This is a genomic window from Nonomuraea cypriaca (assembly GCF_015645445.1).
GTDB classification, from domain to species: domain Bacteria; phylum Actinomycetota; class Actinomycetes; order Streptosporangiales; family Streptosporangiaceae; genus Nonomuraea; species Nonomuraea cypriaca.
The window spans coordinates 25,315-45,501 of record NZ_JADOGI010000007.1 but is presented as its reverse complement, the minus strand read 5'-3'; the positions used below and the strand labels follow the sequence as shown (position 1 = coordinate 45,501).

Annotated in this window: 14 protein-coding genes; 12 read left to right on the top strand and 2 right to left on the bottom strand. The window is 62.0% G+C overall.

All coding sequences use genetic code 11. The features are described 5' to 3' along the window. Nucleotides 1-70: 70 nt before the first annotated feature. On the bottom strand, nt 71-1,417 hold the full coding sequence (locus tag ITP53_RS60075; RefSeq protein ID WP_195893916.1) for a HEPN domain-containing protein: 1,347 nt from the start codon (nt 1,415-1,417) through the stop codon (nt 71-73). Between the two features lie 212 nt (nt 1,418-1,629). Between ITP53_RS60075 and ITP53_RS04065 the strand changes: the two genes are divergently transcribed. Continuing rightward, nucleotides 1,630-3,138, top strand: a complete 1,509-nt coding sequence (locus ITP53_RS04065) for a hypothetical protein (RefSeq protein ID WP_195893915.1) — start codon at nt 1,630-1,632, stop codon at nt 3,136-3,138. Here the strand turns inward: ITP53_RS04065 and ITP53_RS04060 are convergent. Further along, nucleotides 3,065-3,919: a hypothetical protein gene (locus ITP53_RS04060; protein ID WP_195893914.1), complete on the bottom strand. Its 855-nt coding sequence runs from the start codon at nt 3,917-3,919 to the stop codon at nt 3,065-3,067. The two genes, ITP53_RS04065 and ITP53_RS04060, sit on opposite strands and share 74 nt — an antisense overlap. A gap of 669 nt (nt 3,920-4,588) precedes the next feature. Between ITP53_RS04060 and ITP53_RS04055 the strand changes: the two genes are divergently transcribed. The 11 genes from ITP53_RS04055 (at nt 4,589) to ITP53_RS04005 (ending at nt 20,072) form a co-directional block, all read left to right on the top strand. Next, nucleotides 4,589-6,043: a DEAD/DEAH box helicase gene (locus ITP53_RS04055; protein ID WP_195893913.1), complete on the top strand. Its 1,455-nt coding sequence runs from the start codon at nt 4,589-4,591 to the stop codon at nt 6,041-6,043. Between the two features lie 50 nt (nt 6,044-6,093). After that, nucleotides 6,094-8,028, top strand: coding sequence for an ATP-binding protein (locus ITP53_RS04050; RefSeq protein WP_195893912.1), 1,935 nt, complete (start codon nt 6,094-6,096; stop codon nt 8,026-8,028). A 356-nt stretch (nt 8,029-8,384) separates the two neighbouring features. Next, on the top strand, nt 8,385-8,918 hold the full coding sequence (locus ITP53_RS04045) for a hypothetical protein (RefSeq protein WP_195893911.1): 534 nt from the start codon (nt 8,385-8,387) through the stop codon (nt 8,916-8,918). A gap of 1,186 nt (nt 8,919-10,104) precedes the next feature. Continuing rightward, complete coding sequence (locus ITP53_RS04040; protein WP_328813900.1) at nt 10,105-11,280, top strand: cysteine desulfurase family protein; 1,176 nt, start codon at nt 10,105-10,107, stop codon at nt 11,278-11,280. Between the two features lie 53 nt (nt 11,281-11,333). Continuing rightward, entirely contained in the window at nt 11,334-12,458 is a 1,125-nt protein-coding gene (locus ITP53_RS04035) for a DUF4007 family protein (protein WP_195893910.1), read from the top strand. A gap of 2 nt (nt 12,459-12,460) precedes the next feature. Further along, a complete protein-coding gene (locus ITP53_RS04030) occupies nt 12,461-16,072 on the top strand; it encodes an ATP-binding protein (RefSeq protein ID WP_207755516.1) in 3,612 nt (1,203 codons plus the stop codon). Next, nucleotides 16,069-16,905 carry a phosphoadenosine phosphosulfate reductase domain-containing protein gene (locus ITP53_RS04025; protein WP_195893908.1) on the top strand — a complete coding sequence of 279 codons (837 nt, stop codon included), beginning with the start codon at nt 16,069-16,071 and terminating at the stop codon, nt 16,903-16,905. The genes ITP53_RS04030 and ITP53_RS04025 overlap by 4 nt, the downstream gene beginning before the upstream one ends. 217 nt (nt 16,906-17,122) lie before the next feature. Continuing rightward, nucleotides 17,123-17,761 (top strand): hypothetical protein, encoded by a 639-nt coding sequence (locus tag ITP53_RS04020; protein WP_195893907.1) that lies wholly within the window; start codon nt 17,123-17,125, stop codon nt 17,759-17,761. Nucleotides 17,762-17,888: 127 nt separating this feature from the next. After that, nucleotides 17,889-18,797: an adenine nucleotide alpha hydrolase family protein gene (locus ITP53_RS04015; RefSeq protein ID WP_207755508.1), complete on the top strand. Its 909-nt coding sequence runs from the start codon at nt 17,889-17,891 to the stop codon at nt 18,795-18,797. A gap of 56 nt (nt 18,798-18,853) precedes the next feature. Further along, a complete protein-coding gene (locus ITP53_RS04010; RefSeq protein WP_195893906.1) occupies nt 18,854-19,408 on the top strand; it encodes a transglutaminase domain-containing protein in 555 nt (184 codons plus the stop codon). After that, nucleotides 19,401-20,072: a 3'-5' exonuclease gene (locus ITP53_RS04005; RefSeq protein ID WP_195893905.1), complete on the top strand. Its 672-nt coding sequence runs from the start codon at nt 19,401-19,403 to the stop codon at nt 20,070-20,072. Before ITP53_RS04010 ends, ITP53_RS04005 begins: the two co-directional genes overlap by 8 nt. Nucleotides 20,073-20,187: the final 115 nt, after the last annotated feature.

Sequence of the window (20,187 nt, the reverse complement as noted above, 5' to 3'; positions counted from 1 at the left end):
ATCGCATTCGATTCATGGCCGACCCGCGTGGCCCTAGGTTCGCCACCCTCTCCCTCCTCCGAGACGGGATTTAAGGCGCATGGATAAGCGAGTAGAATTCTGCGAGCGGGTTGTTGATTTTCGCGCGAAGCGTCCCCTGGGACAAGAGCGCTTCATCGCACAAGGGGCCCAGCTCTGCCTCGCCGAGGACGATCGCTGCGACGAGCGCCCGGCGGAGGATCGATCTGACCTGTGTGGCGGCTTCGGTCAGCTTGCGCGGGCGTGGATCGCTGCCATGGGCAATGCTGCTGCGAACGTTGTAGGCGTCCTTCACGCAACGGAGTGTGCGTAGGCGGTCGCCGTCATTCTCGCCGATGAGGACGGCGGCGCGTTGTGCCGTCCTGCGAGAGAGATCTGTGTGGCTCTCACTGCCGCCAGAAAGCAGGTTCTCCAGTGACGTCACGTAGTTGAGCACCACCTGCGGCTCGTCATCGGAGAACGTCACATCGGCGCGGTAGCCGACCATGTCCGACGTACTCAGGAACCGCAGCGCACTACGCCGGATGCGGTCGTGGAGCTTGGTACCGAGTTCCCGCTCGGTGAGCCGGGTAGTGATCTCCGTCAGGAAGCGGATCAGCCGCTCGCTGTGGCTGTCGTCCACGTGAAGCGGCCCGAGCAGCGGGACCTCGCACTCATCGCCTGGTGATCCGATGTACGTGTAGGGGATCGAAGAGTACAGGCAGTCGACGGTCCGGCCGGGCTCCACCACATACTCGGCCACGACCCGGGCCGGCTCGTCCGACCACAGGTTGACAGCCAGGAGCGGCGCCCACACTGACCTTGTCGACGGACCGCGGGAGAACAACCGCAAAGGCAAATCCCGCACGGGTGCCAGCTCCGGGTCAGGGGTGGCCAGGACGACATGCCATCCCGACTCCAACAACGGATCCCACGCCTGGGTGGCCGCGTGGTCCGCTGCGATCGGGACCGGCCGCTGGGCTCTCCATTCGTCTGCGCCGGGTCGCGAAAGTCTCCATCCGCCGAGGTCGGTCGGACGTGGCAGCTCCCAGTCGATGTTGAGAACGAAGTATCGCCACAGGTCTTCGGGCGGCCCGGCTAGGTACGCGGCGAGCTGCCCGGCCAGAGCCTCGGCGTTGAACTCGTGGTTGGACCTGAGTAGGGCGGCGACCCCGAGCCGGAATAGCGCATCGCCCTGCAACGCCCGGCCCGCATGTCGATCGCCGCGCTCGCCGTTCAGATACCCGTTGGCCCGAGCGGCCGCGTTCGCCGCCCGACGTACGGTGTCACCTGCCGGCGACTCGGCGATTGCATCGGCTGTTTCCCGGTCGGTCAGATCGGCATGTTCGCCGGCTCGTGGTCGTGCATCGGAGATGAGGTCGACCAGCGCTGCCACCAACTCCAGATGTTCGGGGGTCACAGCGACAACGCTAGCCCTACCCGCGACGCCGCACACAGCAGAGACCTACACTCACCGGTCCGTCGTCCACGGCACCGTCCGCCCCTCAGCTGCTCTGCGGTGCTTATCGCAGGCCGCAACACCAGCGTGGTTGATCGTGCTACTCCTGAGTTGGGAACCCGTTGTGGCGCAATCTGGTTGCGTACGGTGGCGACTTGATGTCATCTAGTGATATGCGTCGCTGGGCCAAGCTGAACGAGCGCCAAATGGCGGCCCTGCGCCGCATCGCGGAGGGTGAATCGGTCACCGCCAAGGACAGTGATTTGGCTCGTACCGTGTATGCACTCCGGGACAGGGGATTAGTTTCGACCCCACGAAAAGACGGCATTTGGATCGCTGAGGTAACGGAGGCAGGTCGCTTCTACCTCGCGCATGGCTACTACCAGGGCGCCGCGGCTCTGACATCTCCCACCGTGAGTTCCAAGAGCGGAAGACGAACTGCCGACCTTAGGCCGCAATCACCTCGCGCCTTGGCGGCTGAACTGATCAAGCGCTTGCAGGACGAAGGGGGGACGCTGCATATCCATGACCCGGACAAGGCCACCAGGGCACTGCATCGACGGGCCTTGGACGCGGCCAAGCGTCACGGATTGATCCCTGAGGGCTTCCGCCTCCTACATACCGGTCGCGACCGCGGGGACCTCATCCTGCGACTGGAGGATGCTGCACATCCCGATGAGACGGACTGGAATCGCATCCGGTTGAGCGTCCGTGACCTGATCACCGACCCTGACGAGCTTGCGGCTTGGCTTCGGGAAGATCGTCATTCCATCGACGTCACCGACGGGACGATCGGCCGCGCGCTGGAAGTGGTACGAGCCTTAGCAGAGGATCTGCTGAAACGCGGCCATTGCATCGGCATATCCAGGCGAGGCAAGCCACACGGCCTTCACGCGCACGCGCGTGGACACCACTATGCACTGAACATCAAGGAGGAACTCGACCGCGTTCCTCACGTGTTCACCGAAGAGGAACTCCGGAGCCGAAAGCTCTACCCATGGCAACGGGTCACGCCCGAGTATGACGAGGTCCCCTCGGGCCGGCTCAGGCTCGAGCTGGGGGAAGGGCGCGGTCTGCAGAGCTGGGCGGATGACAAGCGTTCACGCCTGGAGGACAAGATACGAGCAGCCGTCACAGAGATTGAGCGGCGCTCCGAGGCTGACCAGCAGGCGGGCCTGGCGCGAGAGAAGGCTGAGCGGGAACGCGCTGAGAACTGGCGACGCGAGGAGGAGGAACGGCAACGACGGGAGGCGGCGCGGCGAGCAGAACGCGATACGGAACTTGCACAGGCCGCCGACCAGGCAAGGGAGGAGCACAGGCGGCGAGCCTTCGGCCAAGCGCTAGAGGGATGGGCTTGCGCTGCGGCTATCCGCGAATTCTGTCTGGAGCTGGAAGCACTTGCGGCGACGCTGCCTGCACAGGAGGCAACGATTACGCAGTGGGTGGCGTGGGCGCGAGCACAAGCAGATGACATGGATCCCCTGCACACGCCGAGCGTGCTGACCGAGGCGGACTTCGACAGCGAGCCGACGCTGAAAGCCCTGCGCCGCTACCTACGGGAAGAAAGGCGAGGCGAACGAGAATCACGACCGGAAGAACCCGCTGGTGTCAGGTATGACGATCTCTATCCATCAGCATGGCGATGGGGACGCCCAGGTCGCTTTCAATGGTGGCGGCGGTAGCCGTGGCCCCGCGCTTGCGCAGTGCCTCGACCGCCCGGTCGAGGAGCTGGCCAAGCCGTACAACTTCGTTGCGCAAGGCGATCAGCTCATCGAACCGCTCAACGGCCTCCTGTCCGCACCACTGCCGCACCATGGCGTGCACAGGTTCGCGCTCGCGCAGCCGTACCTTGCGCTCGTCGCGGGCATCCTCCCAGGATCGTCGATGGGAGTTTCCGTAGAGGGACTCGTCACGGAACTCAGCTTCTTCGCGGTGGATCGCTTCCATGACGTCCTCGGAGAAGACGCTCGCGATGGTCGGTATCAATCGCTGTGCCGCTTGCCAAGGGCTGATCAACACCCCATGGCGATCATGGAAGGCCCGCGAGCCGTCTCCTAGTTCTTCGGGCGTGAGCCCCAAGCGTTCGGCAACGCTCGTGGGGTTGTCGATCCGAAGGACTCCGGTCTCGCTCCTACTTCGTCCGAGGATCAGCCGTCGGCCAAGCCCGCAGTTTTTCACGACGAGCAACGCAGCTTCGTACTCCACCGTGCCGCCAGCTGTAGTCGACACCTCTCTGACTGCCAACAGCCGCCGTTCGTCGTTGAGCCGCGGTTCGATGGCGGCCCAGCGATCCAGCAGAGAGGTGTAGGAGACCCATTCCTGCAGCCCGGCGTCATCGCCGTCCAGCCGGCGGATCCTGATCGAGTCGTCGCTATCTCGTATCTTGACGATCGTGACGCGGTGCACGGGATCGCCCAGCGCCCTCGGCCGCTCGCGATAAGCCCACTCTTCTCCAACCTCCATGCCTGACATTAACTCCGGCCGTGTCACCGTGCGGTCACTTTACGCGACATCCGGCCGGTCGCTCTGCTGCGGCCGATGATCCTCATGCACGATGGGCGGAGGTGTATCAATCGGTTGTAGTTGCAGCAGGGGCCCGGGAGTGGAGGGGAGCCCTATGGGAGGCAATTGGGCAGAGGTTGAGCCGTCACCCGAAGCTCTGATCGTTCCTATTGCCCCGTTATGTGCCTATTTTCCGCTCAGCCGCAATCGCGCTAGCAAACTGGCTGGGAACTAATTGTTACCGAGATACAACAATAGGATGAGACCATCGAGCCGATGCCGTACCATCCGCTAAGGCGAACCATGTAGCTAACAACCTTCGAAGCGATGCGTGCGGAGGATACCGTTCGGATGGACTGCACTACTGCCGTGACCCACTCTGCGTCACTCTGTGCCCACGCACAGGTTGACGACCTTCGCTTCGCCTGCCCCTCAAATGTTCGTCCGGCTCCAACGCAGTCTCTTCCTTCAGACAGTTCTCTTCAGCTTTCCCTCAGGATCTGAGCGTCTGTGAACGGCCGGTACACGATCTTCGACCTGCTAGAGACTGCGGCACATGCCCAGTCTCTCGTCGACTCTCGTGTGGCCCGTACGATTACGAGGCTTGTCCGAGATGGCCTCGTCGCAAAGATGCCGTCTGATGCGGTGCTTGCTGTGGCATGTCTCGGTGACCCCATCTCTGCTGTTCGCCGCCTCGCTGACGCCGGCGTATTGCCCGATGAGCTCCCAGAAGAGCAACGCTGGGCTTTGTCGGAACGCCTGTCGCTAGGACCAGCTGACCTGAGCGCGCGGGCGGTGCTTGCGAATTCCAGTCGCGTAGCCGTCTTCCTCGGGCTACCTGAAGCCCACAGCGACAAGATAGCGGCTCTGCCCACCCAGGCCACTCCGGTGTATGGACTGTTTCCTCATCAGCGGCGGGCCGTGACGGAAGCGCGGTCTCTGCTAAGTAAAGGTAGGACTCGTCTTCTGCTGCACATGCCGACGGGGTCGGGGAAGACCCGCACGACCTTGAGCATGGTGTGCGACTTTCTTCGAGAACATGAGGGGCGACCAGTGCTCTGGCTTGCCTCGACGCGCGAGCTGCTTGATCAGGCGGCTCGAGAGTTTCACCGGGCCTGGAACGCGCTGGGTAACCGTGAAGTTCCTATCCTGGCCGCATGGAGCGGCCAGGATTGGAACAGCGATGACGTGATAGATGGTCTCCTCGTGGCGAGCTTGCAGACGATTTATGCACGCCGGAATGAGCCTGAGCTGCTCCGTGACCTCGGACGTCGGTTGGGGCTGATCGTCTTCGATGAAGCTCACCAAGCCATTGCGCCAACCTATCGGCAGGTGGTGGAACAGCTATCCGTGGCAGGGCAGCCGATCACGCCCATCGTTGGTTTGAGCGCTACGCCAGGGCGTACGTTTGTGGGCTCTACCGCGGACGAGGAGCTCGCCGCATTCTTCGAGCACACCAAGATTGAGCTAGATACTGCTACGGATGGTGGCGCAGCCGGACCTGTTGACTACCTCATACAGCAGGGCTATCTTGCCGAGCCGGAATTTCGCCTGCTTGGTGAGCTGCCAGATGCGGAGGAGGAGCCGGCACCTGTGGCTGATGACCCGGCAGAGCTGGGGATGGATGAGGATGGCTATCTCAAGGAAGTTGTCGCGGCAACGCTGCAGCTAGTCAAGGAGTCGCATCGCCGGATCATCGTCTTCGCGGCATCTGTTGATCTAGCCCACGTTGTCGCGGCGACCCTACGGGCGGCGGGGGTGCTAGCTGACGCGGTGGACGGTACTACAGCACCGGAGATCCGCGACACTGCGATCCGCATGTATAAGAGCTCGGCACGCGTTACTCGTGTGCTAGTCAACTATGGTGTGCTGACCACAGGCTTCGATGCCCCACAAACAAGCGCGGTAGTCATAGCCCGGCCCACGCGCTCGCTTGTGTTGTACAGCCAGATGGTAGGCCGAGGCATCCGAGGCCCGAAAGCTGGCGGAAACAAGAAGGCAGTGGTCGCCACCGTTGTTGACCCCTCCGTTCCAGCATTCGGCACCATTGCTGCTGCTTTCACGCACTGGGAGGACTTGTGGTAACACCAGGTATCGCGAGGCAGGAAGCACCCCTTCTTTCTGGTTCGCAAACAGTGAAGTCAATCCGTGACACCGGTTACAAGGGCACCGATTATGCTCTAGCTGAGTTGATCGACAACTCATTTCAGTGGGGCGATGCCAACACGGTGTTGCTGGTTATCGTGCAACGTACGGTGCAAGGCAAGCAGCGCGCTACGAAGCGGGTCGATGAGATATGGGTCATCGACGATGGCGGAGGTATGACAGAGGAGGCACTCAATCTCGCACTGTCTTTCGGCGGCTCAGGCAAATACGACGATCGATCCGGCATCGGACGGTTCGGTATGGGGCTGCCACAGGCGAGCGTCTCGCAGTGCAAGCGAACGGATGTTTGGACCTGGCAGAAGACACAGCCGGAAAACGCATCGCACACGTACCTCGATCTGAAGGAGGTCGAGGACTCAGCCAAGAAGGGAGCGCTGACCGTTCCCTGGCCGACCCAGCCGTCAAGCCCGGCCTACGTGGCCTTGCCGGACTGGGTCCTTGATGTTTATAAGGATCACGCTGTTCCCGATACCTCCATGGGCCAAGCGCTCTACAGCGGAACCGTGATTCGGTGGACGCACCTTGACAAGCTGCGTTGGGTGCGCGCTGAGACGATGTTTGCCCATACGGAATACCTTCTCGGGCGCGTCTATCGGGAGTTTCTAACCTCTGATACTCGACGGCGCAGTATTCAGGTAGCCGTGATGGAAGCGGACACGTTGGGCGGACCTGATGGGTTCCAGGAGGTTAGGCCGAACGACCCGTTGTACCTCCACCCGGTTGCTGAGACAACGCTGGGATACTGGGAAGCATCCGCCGAAGATGATGGAAAACCTCTGGTTCCCATCACGGACGAACCGCCCTTTGCCGAACACCACACGTCCCGCACGTTCGTCCTTCAACGACCGGATGGTGAGGGTACCTCGACCGTTCGCGCTCAGTTGTCGCTTGCGAAACCCGAAGCACGGCCGGGTCGCAACGCTGGAATCAGCACTCACCAGGGGCGCCACGCCCGTGACAATTCCGGTATTTCTGTCATGCGGGCTGATCGCGAGCTCGTCCTGGAGAAGACACTGGCTCAGGAAGCTACGGACCGTTGGTGGGGCGTCGAGATTGCCTTCGACCCATGCCTCGACGAGATTTTCGGGGTTACCAACAACAAGCAGGACGCCCCTAACCTCGCACAAGCACTTCGTCTGGCGCGGGAGCACCGTCTAACTAAGGACGAGGCGATCGAGGAGGGACTGTTCGACGAGGACCACCCGATCGCAGAGCTTTACGATATGGCCTACCAGCTCGTGGCCCTCGTCAACGCGATGAAGCAGGAAGGGAAGAACGCGCAGCAGGCTGCCTCGGGCGCTCGACGACCCCAGCCTGCCATCACGAGCGTCGCCTCCAATGTCAAGAAGACCCGCTCCGGTGTGAGTCCGACACCTGGCGAGGCTGACTTCGCCAACAACAAGCCGGACCCCATCAAGGCGGCCGAAGCGATCGATCACAAGCTGGAAGAGCAGGACGTGCCGGCGGAAATCCGTGGCGCGATCATTGCCAACTACCAGCGCGGCGTTACAGTGCAAGTAGTTGACCGCCCCGTGAAAGAGGCGCCAGCATTCTTCTGGCCCGACGAGGCACTCAATCTAGAGATTCTGTGTATTAACAATGCGCACCCGGCTTATAAGAGCCTGATCGGCCCCCTCCGCGTTGCTAATGACGAAATCGAGGCGATGAGCGAGGAAGAGGCTAAAAGGCTGTTGGTGCAAAGCGTAGATGCGGTGACATGGCTACTGCTCGCCTGGTCCCGGTATGAAAACGAGCACCGAACACACCCGTCCATAGGGATGATCAAAGAGATCCGCGAGGGGTGGGGCCGCCGTCTCGGAGAGTATGTTGGGGACGTTGCTTTCAAGGCCGCTTCACTGTTTGGCGGAGAGGATGATACTCAGGATGGGGACGGTGACGCGTGACCCAGTCGGGGCTTGATCCGCAACGCTGCGGTGAGCGTCTCCTAGGGCTGGCGCGGGATGCGGAAGGCCTGACAATAGTCTCGCCCTTCATCACGGTCTCAGGAATTGAGCCCTTACTTGCAGCGCTTCCTAGCGGATCCTCGTTAGAGGTATTTACGCGATGGCGACCAGATGAAGTTGTAGCTGGAGTGAGCGACCCGCGGGTCTTCGATCTCATTAGCCAACGCGGTGGGACTGTTGCACTTCACCCTGTTGTGCATGCAAAGGCATATATTGCAGGGCCTCGTGCCCTCGTCGGTTCTGCGAACATTACTTCCAACGGGCTGGGATGGCACCGGCCAGGCGCGGTCGAGATCTTGGTCGAGACCACAGCAGATGACCCCGCACTCGTGTCACTGCTAGCTGTGTTGCAGGGCACATCGGCGCCAGCCACAGAAGCTGATCGCGATGCGGTCATCGAGGCCGCTGCAATGCTGCCGACCGCGCCGGTCCGACCACCTATCGAGGCAACAGACCGCACAGACTGGCTGCCCATGTATCGCCCTCCAGAAGTCCTCTGGAGGGTGTACACCGGACAGCGTGAAGAAAGCGTGGCAGAAATCGTTCGACCAGAACTAGCCGCATTGGGCGTACCCACAGGTCTAGCGACAGAAGAAGCATTCAATAGATATGTAGGGGCTATACTTCGGCAAGGTTTTACCGGACGAATTGCGCGCGAATGTAGCAATCTGACCACTATGAAGGCTGTTCAACGACTTGTTGAGCTCTGCGGAGAGACTGGGCGCACGATTAGCGATCCTGCAGACGCATGGGAAACGCTTGCGGCCTGGATCGCCCATTTTCTTCCCAACTATCAGCGCATCTCTGGAGGCACGCGCCTGATCGGCTAACGCCACATCCCAATCGGTCGCCCGGTCTCGGGATTCAGGATCCTTTCGTGTTCCGGAAACGATGGCGATTCTGCGCTCTCGGCGCCGGACCGAGGGACGCTTCCACACCGATCAAGAGCCGCACGCAACAGGCCAGCGGCTCTTGACATACCGTCGGCTTCAGCCGCGGTCAGAAGACGGTGGGCACTTGTCGTTGCCTCGGTCTCCACAAGACCACCGAATCCGCCTGCCTCGACCAGGCTGCCAGAGTTGGCCGCTGGCTCACTAATGCGTTTGCGCATCCGGGCAATCTCATCTCGCAAGATTGCGTCGAAGCCCGGTGTCGAAGGTTCGTTATCGCCCCGGGGCTCCTGAACGAGGGCAAAGAGCCTTGCCACCGAGTCCGGCACGCCGCTACGACGGGCGCGCTCTAGGTTCCTCGCGCGTTGCGCCTCGAACCGGCCGCCGTTCAAACCAGCCATCTGCCCCGCTCTCGCATCAGATCGATCGCGCGCCCTTGCCTGCATCGATGCTGAACGCGAGCGTCAGCGAGTGTTGCCCTGACAAAGTCAACACCAACGCGGCCGAGGCATCCCTAGGGTAGCGGAAAACCAACCTCTATCACGCTTTGAATTTGTGCTATAACCACCTGCTCTAAACCTCCGCACCACCATGACGGCGCAAAGAGCGCGTTGCCGGAGAGCCCGCCTGAAGGAGAGTCTTGGTGGGCATGCGGTCAGAGGCCGTCACCGGGCGACTTGGGCAGCTTGGTGACCTTGCCTGCCAAGGCAAGCCGACCCTGTTGATCGCTCCTCGAGATGCGCCAAGTCGCGATTGATCGTGCATCGCTCCAGCGGTGCGTCAACTCCTCATCCCGGTGCACAGGCATGATCCAGCGGTGTGCCCTTGGTCGCGGTGGGGTCTACGATGGGCCAGGTCGTATGACACTTACGGTCGGTCGTCGATCTACCTCTGAGCCAGCCGGCTGAGCCACCGGGTCCGCTATGGCGGGAGAAGTGCCGCGTAGTGACCGGTCATGGGCGAAGACGCCGGACTGCCCTAGGGACTTACTCCATTATCCGTGAGACAGCCCACGATGTCGCAGGGGTTAGCTAGGATCTCAGTGCACTCCTGGAGGGATGTGAGACGCCTGCGAACCTCGCCACCAGGAGCCACAAGAGGAAGGCATGGGGCGGTGGGAGCTAGCGTGTCGACTGATACTGGTCGTGCGGACGTGGTGTACCTCGACTACAATGCGACGGCTCCTCTGAGGCCGGAGGCGCTCGAAGCCATGCTGGAGGCCCTGGGAAGCGTCGGCAATGCTTCCAGCGTCCACATGGCAGGCCGTGACGCGGCATCGCGTGTCGATCTAGCCCGCCAACGACTTGCCCGCTTGCTCGGCTGTACGCCCGGCGAACTCATCTTCACATCTGGCGCGACAGAAGCGAACAACCTAGCGCTTCGTGCGGGCTATTCGAGCGGTGAGATTCTTGCCACTACGGCTGTTGAGCATCCCGCGATTCTTGAGGTGGCCCGCGCCATCACTGCGGAAGGCGCAGGCACACTGGTGGAACTGCCTGCGGACCGAGACGGCGCCGTCGAGTTGGCACCTTTGGAAGCGGCGTGCCATCAAGGCAAGGTGGCGATCGTCTCGGCAATACTGGCCAACAATGAGACAGGCGTCCTAACCGACCTCGGCCCCATCATCAAGCTGGCGCATGAGGCAGGAGCGCTCGTGCACAGCGATGCCACTCAGTATGTGGGTCGCCTTCCGCTGGATCTGAACGAACTTGACGTCGACCTGCTGTCGCTGTCCGGTCACAAATTTGGAGGCCCGCAAGGAGTCGGTGCGCTTTTTGTTCGTCGCGGCGTATCTCTGCTTCACCGCCCCCTTCTGATCGGAGGTGGCCAGGAGCGGGGTTGGCGCGCAGGCACACTGAACGTGCCCGGCATTGCTGGTCTAGGTGCTGCCGCCGAGGCTGCCCGCGTTCGACTGCACGACGAAGCCGCTCGTATCGTCGGACTGCGTCATGTACTTGAGGATGGATTGACCTCTCGTCTACCCGACTGCCGTATTAACGGTGCCCGCGCAGCCCGGCTGCCTGGTGTCACGAGTGTCACCTTTCCAGGGGTACCCGCGGATGCGGTTCTGGCCGCGATGCCGGAGATTGCTGCCTCTGACGGCAGCGCCTGTGCTTCGGGTGCTCCAAGTCCGAGCCACGTGTTGGTGGCGATGGGGCTAAGCCGCCAGGACGCTGACTCGACGCTGCGTTTCTCCCTCGGATATGCCACTACCGAAAACGACATCGAACGGACGATAGCGGCCACGACCCGCGCCGTCATAGAAGTTCGAACGGCCATGGCAACCACTGCAGAGCCCTAAGCATCCGCCATCACGCGGAACTAGCCCTACCACCCACCGAAAGGTTCCAGCGCATGTCCGACAGTCGGCTAGCAGAAGCGACAGAGCCGAGATTCGCCCGGCACGAAACCTTCGCTCCTCGCTATGGCTGGCTCTATAAAGCCCACACCGAGATTGTTCGGGACGGCGAGGGCGGCAGCGACATCTTCCACCGGGAGAACGCGCCTGTGCTGCTGGGCGTCGGCCGGAACATGGTGAACGCTATCCGGTTCTGGTCGCAGGCGTTCAAGGTCACACGAGAACACCCACACCGAGACCCCTCCAACCGGGCCTATATCGCCTCTCCGACCTGGAGGGCGGAGTGGCTGCTAGGTAAGAACGGCGCGGACCCTTACCTGGAAGACACCGGAAGTCTGTGGTTGCTGCATTGGTGGCTGCTGTCCAGTGAAGACGGGGAGCACGGAGCCAAGTGCATGGTGCCCAGCTGGTACGTGATGTTCCACCTGGCGCCGTTCTCCAAGGTCACGACCGCAGAGATGATCACTCTGATCACCCGGCATGTGCACGAGAGCTACCCCGAGAACGCTGTGCCGGCCGCAGAGTCGATCAAGCGGGACGTGGACTGCCTCATCAAGATGTACGCCCTCGACCTGGAGCCCAATCCGCAGTCGCAGGGCAGCTTTGAAGATCAGCTGATGAGCCCGTTCCGGGAGCTCGGTTTGCTGGAAGGCCAGGGCAAGGGCAAGAGCCGCGTCTGGCGGTTCACCACCCGATCCCGGGTTAATCTGCCAGCAGCGGTGCTGCTCTACGCCTGCCTTGACTACGCCTCGCACGTCACCGGGGGCAATTCCATCTCTTTGGCCCGGCTCGCGAACGAGCCAGGCGCTCCCGGGCGTGCCTTCCGCATGCGAGAGCCCGAACTCATCAAGGTTATAGAACCGCTCGTCACGGATCAGGATGATCTGCAGATCACCGACTCGCTGGGCCAGCGGAGCCTGTCCTTTGCCGTAGATCCTCAGCAGCTGGCCTGGGACATCCTGGATCGGCACTATGGACACATTCGTCGCCAAGCCGACCTTCCGACCCCTGAGGAGTGGAAACAGCGCTATCCCGGTCTGGAGCGCGCCAGCAAGGGCCGCAAACGTGAACAGCAGTCTGAGCAGCCCGAAGTTCTGGAATTGACCGAGGAGCAGGTGTGACCATGGCCACCAATCCCCTTCCTGGCACCCGTGAGGACCGAGCTAGCGCGCAGCTTCCCGCCGGCATCACGCTGATCGGGTCGGAACTACGTTCCACCAACCTTGAGCGCGATGTCCGCGATCCGAACTTGAACTCTCCCTATGTGGGAGCCAGGGCGCTGGACGTTCTGGATCGTGTCGCTAACGCGGTGGCAGACCTCAAACGGACACGTGCATGGTCCTTCACCGGCCCCTACGGCTCAGGAAAGTCGACCCTGTCGAACCTGCTCGATGCTTTCTTGGGCCATGACACGGATCGGCAGAGGGAAGCTCGGCAAGCCGTGGAGGCTACAAGTCCGGGCCTCGCTGCGCGAATGGAGCACGCACGTGATGAACGTGCCGAAGAGGGGTTCCTGGGTGCCGTGGCGACCGCACGCCGCGAACCCCTGGCTGCTACCGTGCACCGAGCGCTGGCCACTGCGGTGGAACGCAGGTGGGGGAAACGGCCGCCGAAGGCCGTGGCACAAGCTCTCCGTGTCTGTGCGGAGCGTGAAGTCCCTACGACCGAGAACCTCCTGGATGCGCTCACCGCACTGTGTGACACTGGCCACCCGGTTCTGCTGATTCTCGATGAGTTCGGCAAGTCGCTGGAATACCTCGCCGCCTCGGGCGACTCTGGCAGCGCCGAGAACGATGTGTTTCTGCTGCAGATGCTCGCTGAGAAGGGCGCGGGACGGTCAGGACTTCCGCTGTTCATCTTCACCCTGCAGCACCTGGCCTTCAGCGACTATGCAGCGCGATCCAGCCTGATCCAGACCAAGGAATGGGCCAAGGTCCAAGGCCGTTTCGAAGACATCACCTTCACGCCGAATCTCGGCGATGCCGTCCACCTCCTGCAAAGACGCCTCGATCAGTCGGCCGTCGCCGAAGCCGGCCAGCGGCTCATCCGCGACCAGGCGGAAGCGGCTGCCCAAGCCTGGACCGAGCATGGACTGGATTCTGTGGTTCACATCTCCCCGGAGATGCTCGCCGGCCTCTACCCCTTGCATCCCCTTACCGCCGTGACGGCACCGCTCCTTGCCTTCCAGATCGGTCAGCACGACCGCAGCCTCGTCGGATTCCTGACCAACGACGAGCCCAACACGGTCCGCCGCACCATCGACGAGGCTTCAAGCTCCGAGCCCAAGCGTGCCTCCACCATCAGGCTGCCCCAGCTGTATGACTATTTCTTCGCCTCCGGTCGCACCACCATCCTGGCCTCGTCCAACGCCAGTCGCTGGTTGGAGGTGGACAACCGGCTCAACGAGGCCCACGGGCTTCCCTCTGAGGATCGAGACATCCTCAAAACGATCGGCATCCTGAATCTCATCGATGTCGATGGCGTTCTGCGGGCAACTCCGGCGATGATCCAGTTCGCCATGAACGATCCGAGCAGCGCCGCGGATCCTGAGCGATTTGAGATGCTGCAGCAGCGGTTGCACCATCTCGTCGAAACCGGGTTCCTAACCCATCGGACCTACAGCAATGAGTACCGGGTCTGGCAGGGAACCAACATCGACATCGATGCCCGTGTCAAGGACATCGCCGTCCACGTCGCCCCCAGCCATGTCGTCGACCACCTCGGCGAGCATCTAGGGACGGTTCTTCCCAGGGAGGTGGTTGCTGGAGCGCACATGCAGCGCACCGGGATGATGCGATATTTCCGCACCGCGATCAGTCTCCAGGCTGACAAACTCGACGGTCCTGGCGTCGTGAGCGACGCCGCCGATGGCATGATCATTTTCCATCTTGGAGAGCCCGGTACGCGGCCACTGGTCAACTCCCCACTGCCCGTACTCATCGGAACCACGAAAGACCCTGCTGCCATCCTCGATGCAGGGGTCACTCTCAGAGCTCTCGAAGACCTCCGGCACCAGGACGACATCGATCTCGTGGCAGGACGCGAGATCGAAGAACGCATAGCGGAGATTTCACATGAGCTGGGAACCCGACTCGACGAGGCATTCAACCCGCAGGGCGATGAGTCCTCCTGGTACCTATGGCAGAGTGGGCAGGACACACGTTCTGAGCAGCGCGAGTCCATCGAGGCCCGCAGCTACGGCGCGTTGGTGTCGGCTGCCTGCGACCGGGTGTACCCGCAGACACCGCACATCCGTAACGAGATGGCAGGCCGTCACGAACTCACCAGCAATGGCGCGCGTGCACGACGTGTGCTTCTGTCCGACTTGGTGACTAACACGGGTCTGGCGGTGCTGGGATATGACACCACCAAGTATTCGCAGGAACGGGCGATGTACCACGGTGTCCTGGAGTACCTGGGGCTGCACCGTGCTGCCAAGGAGGTAGGCCAGGCGATACAGGATCAGACCATCGCCACTCACGGTGTCTCGCGTCCGGATCCGAAGAAGCATCCAGAGGTCATTCCTACCTGGGAGAGGCTAGAGCAGGCACTCATTGATGCTGCTCAGCCCACCCCGATTGTCGACATCTATGAGAAGCTCATGGCGCCGCCCTTCGGCGTCAAGGCTGGCGTTGTGCCGATCCTGATGGTCGCTGCGCTGATCCTCCGGAGCTCTGACGTCGCGCTTTTCGAAGAGGGAAATTATTGCCCGCGGCTCAACCCGGAGATCATCGAGCGCCTGCTTGCGGACACGGGGCCAGACCGGTTCACCGTCAAGGCTGTACCCATCGGGGAAGGACAGCGGAGCTTGGTTGTCGAGCGCCTTGCTGCGGCTCTCAACGTGGATGCTCCTCGTTCCCGTATGGCCCGCAACCCGGCACTGCTGTCAGTGACTCGGGCAATGCTAGAGCGCGTCATGGTGCTTACTCCTTACGCGCTCCACACCAAGCGCCTCACCCCGGAGGCGCTGAAGGTACGACAAGTTCTTTCCGAAGCAACCGACCCCGACCAACTGGTCTTCACTGCCCTGCCACAGGCACTTGCACTCAACGCCATTCCTACTCACGCGACTAAAGACGAGCAGGCCGCCGAGGCGTACGTCACTCGGGTGACCAACGCCCTAGACGCTATCTCTGGAGCCAGCACAGCACTGCGGCGAGACGTTGTAGCCGCAATAGGCCAGGCTTTCGGTATCCCCGGCGACCTCACCCAACTGCGCGCAGGGCTTGCTGAGGCTCTTAGCGGCTTCGCCAGCGCCAGCCTCGAGCTTGATTTGCAGGGGTTTGTCTCCCGCATCCTCAACACCAGCCTGCCGAACGAGGACTGGCTCGATCCGATCATCATTCGCCTCACTAATAAGGCGCTCGGCGACTGGACCGACCAGGACGTCGACAGCTTCTACCCACGTGTCAAAGAGATGGCCCGCCGACTGGACCGCGTCGGTCACCTCTACCAGGTGCAGGAGGTACCCGCGCCCCAGACACGTGCGCCCGAACCCAAACAGATCAACACCCACCTGCTGACACTCACCACACCCCAGGGGACAGAAGTACGCACGCTCATCCATGTGCCCAAGCAAGCCAGGGACATTGCCAAGAACTTGGTTGTCGGTGTCATAAGGCAAGCTGAGCAAGAGCTAGGGCCTGGCGGTGCGCGCATCTTGCTCGCCGCCCTCGCGGAGCGTCTCACCGCGACGGACTCTGACCATGACCCCCAGGAGGAGGAGAAGCTGTGACCAAGACCAACGACTCTGGCAGAGGGACTCGGCATGTGCTGGGCATCTCTGGAGGGAAGGACTCCTCAGCCCTGGCCATCCACATGCGCGACCGGGTCCCCGAGATGGAGTACTTTTTCTGCGATACCGGTGCCGAGTTGCCTGAGACCTACGAGTACCTCAACCGGCTGGAAGCTGCGCTTGGCAAGCCGATCGAACGGCTCAACTCCAGTCGCGACTTCGATCACTGGCTCGAGGTCTACCAGGGGACGCTTCCAAGCCCTCAGATGCGCTGGTGCACCAAAAATCTCAAGATCAAACCGTTGGAGACTTGGGTCGGCGATGACGACGTTATCTCCTACGTAGCCATCCGTGCAGACGAGAACCGCCTCGGCTACGTCAGCACCAAGCCCAACATCACCGCCGTCTTCCCCTTCCGCGAAGATGGCATCGACAGGGCCGGGGTCGACCGGATCCTCGACGAGGCCGGCATCGGCCTGCCGGCCTACTACGAATGGCGTACCCGCTCGGGTTGCTACTTCTGCTTCTTCCAACGAAAGCACGAATGGGTCGGGCTCAAGGACCGCCATCCCGAGCTGTTCGAGAAGGCCGTCGCCTACGAGGAAAAGGTCAATTACCAGCAGACAGCAATGAAGGGGCGCAAGTACACCTGGTCGCAGGGCGAGTCGCTTGATGAGCTCATCGAGCGACGTCAAGAGATCGAGGCCAAGCACCGCGACGCGATGGAACGTGCTGCGCGACGAACCAAGCCGAATCGCCCCCTTCTCGAGATCCTCTCCGACGCGCATGACGAGGACGACGACCAGGTTGGATGCGCTGTCTGTCACCTCTGACGCGCTGTGAGCTTCGTCCCCTCCCCGCGCTGATGCCAGGGAGGGGGCGATGAATCACATTGGCTGCGACCCTCAGCCGTCCTGCAAGGACGCGGCGCTGCTGATCCGTGACCGTCTGATAAGCCTCAGCGAGCCATCTGGAGGAGCACGCTAGTGTGACCTCTGTACGGTCTTGATGAGCCCGCGAGGCTCGGACGGCGTTGGGGAGAACGTGGCCATGAGCACGGAGCGTATCCCGTACCTGCTTGGCTATCACGAGATCGCGCAGCTCTTTCGGGTAGCCCGCGACGCCCCGCTGCTATGGCGCAAGCGTTCTCTTCTCGGGGATCCTGATCTGATAGTTTCTGGCAGTCCTTACTGGTTACTCCCCACGGTCCTGGCCCTCACCAATTCCGGTTACCGACAGATAGAACCGCAAGCGCTCGACGACTACAAAGCGGGCATCCCAGGCGGCTACGTCGCAAGCGGTATGGATCAACTACCTATTCTGATCGGAATCCAGGAAGTCTCCTGGGTTTTTAACAAGACGCCAACCGCTATCAGTCAGTGGCGCAATCGCGGCACTCTTCCTAGCCCCAACCTCGCTCTGTCAGGCTCACCTCTCTGGACACTGGAGAGCATTCTCGCGGACGCTTCCCAGCGAAACCGCCCTATGTCTGGAGAAGCTATCGCGCGGATCAGAGCCGGGGAGAGAGCGCAGCCGAGGCGACGGCGGCGCGCCGACTCCCAAGCAGATGAATCAGAAACGGCTCCTGCAGTGCAGACTTTCACTTGTGACGAGAACTCGGCCGCCGCTGACTTTCTTGAGAACGTACTAAGGGCTGGCTACAACGTCGAAATTCGGCCATTTTCTTAAGGTATGACTGCTTTGAAGCAACCTGAATGAGCACCAATACTCCACGTGGTGGCACGTTCACATAATTCGCGCCTCTCGCCGCGCTGGATCAATCCGCACAAGTTTCGCATCTATCCCATTATGCAAAGTGCTTGACGCGCTGACCATAACTAATTATGGTCGTAATGGAGGTGTCGAAATGTTTAATTCTGCAGGTACGGGGGCTCGCGTCGAGGGGTCCGTCGAGCTCGACCGAGCCGAAAGCTTGAGGGTGATCTCGTACGGTGGAGGGGTCCAGTCAACGGCATTGCTAGTGCTTGCCGCGCAGCGCAAGATCGACTTTCTGACATTCCTATTCGCCAACGTCGGAGATGAAAGCGAGCACCCAGCCACTCTCGCGTATGTACGGGAGATCGCCGCGGCGTACGCCGGACGGCATGGCATTGCCATGCATGAGCTACATCGTCAACGACGTGACGGAAGCATAGAAACGCTCTGGGAACGTCTCCATGAACCCCGGCTGCGATCAATCCCGATACCTATCCGCATGGACAACGGCGCGCCGGGGAGGCGATCTTGTACATCGGACTTCAAAATCAAAGTAGTAGCTAAATGGCTTAAAGAGCGTGGTGCGACACCACGCAATCCGGCGGTTGTCGGAGTAGGAATCTCCTTGGATGAGATCCATCGAGCAAACAAGCGTCGGTGCGAACCGTATGAGCAGATTGATTACCCTCTACTCGACCTCGCCCTCCGCCGGGATGACTGCGTTCAGATCATCACTACTGCCGGCCTTCCCGTTCCTCCCAAAAGCGCCTGCTTTTTTTGCCCTTTCAAAACGGTCGCCGCATGGCGACATCAACGACGTTACGAGCCTGAGCTGTTTGAAAAGTCCGTGCAGCTTGAGGCCGTGTTGAACGAGAAGCGAGCGATGCTCGGTCGCGACGCCGCCTACCTGACCCGTTACGGTGTCCCTCTAGATCGTGCTATTCAAGCGATCCCCGAGAGGCCGGAACACCTCGATTCAGGCTGCGACTCCGGCTGGTGCGGGAGCTGAACTCGCATCCGGTGCGGAGCGGTGCGTGTGCGGGTTGGCCAGGCTACCGTAAGCGCGTGGATGCGCGCGCTGAGCGGATTGCCTTGTTTCTCGCCGTGCGGAACCTGCCGTACGCCACGGACGGCGCCCACGACGCCGTGACGCTGATGACGGTGGGGCGCGGTGATTGCCTGGCCAAATCGGCCTACCTGATCGAGGGCTTCCGGGCGCTCGGTTACCAGGCCCAGCGGGTCCGGTGGCTGTATCACCTGCCCGACCGGCCGGCAGAGGTACGGCTGCTGCCGTCCCGGGAGGACGTGCATTCGGCTGCCGAGGCGATGATCGATGGCCGGTGGACGCTGGTCGATGCCACTCACGATCCGCCCCTTGCGGCCGCCGGGCTGGCTGTCGCCGAATGGGACGGCGTCACCGATACCGTCCCGGCCTACGAGCCGCGTGGACCGCTGTGGCGACCGAGGGACGGGCCCGAACCGGTGCCGAACGCCGGTGTCAACGAAACCGCCGATGGCGACCGCGGTGACTGCTATCAGAAGGCGTTCAACCGCTGGTTGCGCGAGGTTCGTGGCAGAGCTGCAACGAACGCACCCTGGCCGGGAGCGGCTGATGTCTGACGCCTCGCCGCTCTATGGCGATGCCGCCTTTGTCCACCACACCTACCTTGTCATCGACTTCGAGGGGTTGACCCCCGCCGGGCGGCCCGCCGTGCCAGTAGAGGTGGCGGTCCTCGCCCTCACCGTTACCGCCAGCGGGTTGTCGGAGCTGTGGAGTTTTGAATCGTTGATCGCGCCGCCCGCCGATGTGCCCGTCACCTCCTTCGACGTGCGCATGACGGGCATCACCGCGGCGATGCTGGCCACGGCTGCCGGACCTGAGCAGGTCATGGCCGACCTAGATCGCCGGCTCGCGGCGCCGCCGTACCGGCTGGTCGCCCACCACGCGCCCACCGAGGCAGGAATTATCGCCCACCAGCGGCGGCACTGCCCCAGCTTGGCTGCTGTCCCGCTGCTGGACACCGTACGGCTGGCCCGCGCGCTGCACCCGGAGCTGCCGTCACACCGGCTGGACGACCTGGTGAGGCATCTGCGTATCGAGCCGCCTGCGCGTCGTCATCGGGCGATGCCGGACGTGCAGGCCACGGCGCGGGTATTCGAGCGCCTGGTGGCCGAGGGCGGGCGGACAAATCGATGGCGCACGCTTCTCGATCTTGACCGCGTTGGTGGGTTGGCGCCCAAGCGTCTGGCATCACCGGACGGAGTTCAGGCCGGACTGTTCTGAGGCCACAGCACGAGGCATGGCGATGGTGGCCTCCACGATGCGGGAGAGCCTTCCTATCGCCGATGTCGATCCCTTCACCAGTCTCAGCCTGCCTACGTTCAGCATGCCCGCTCGT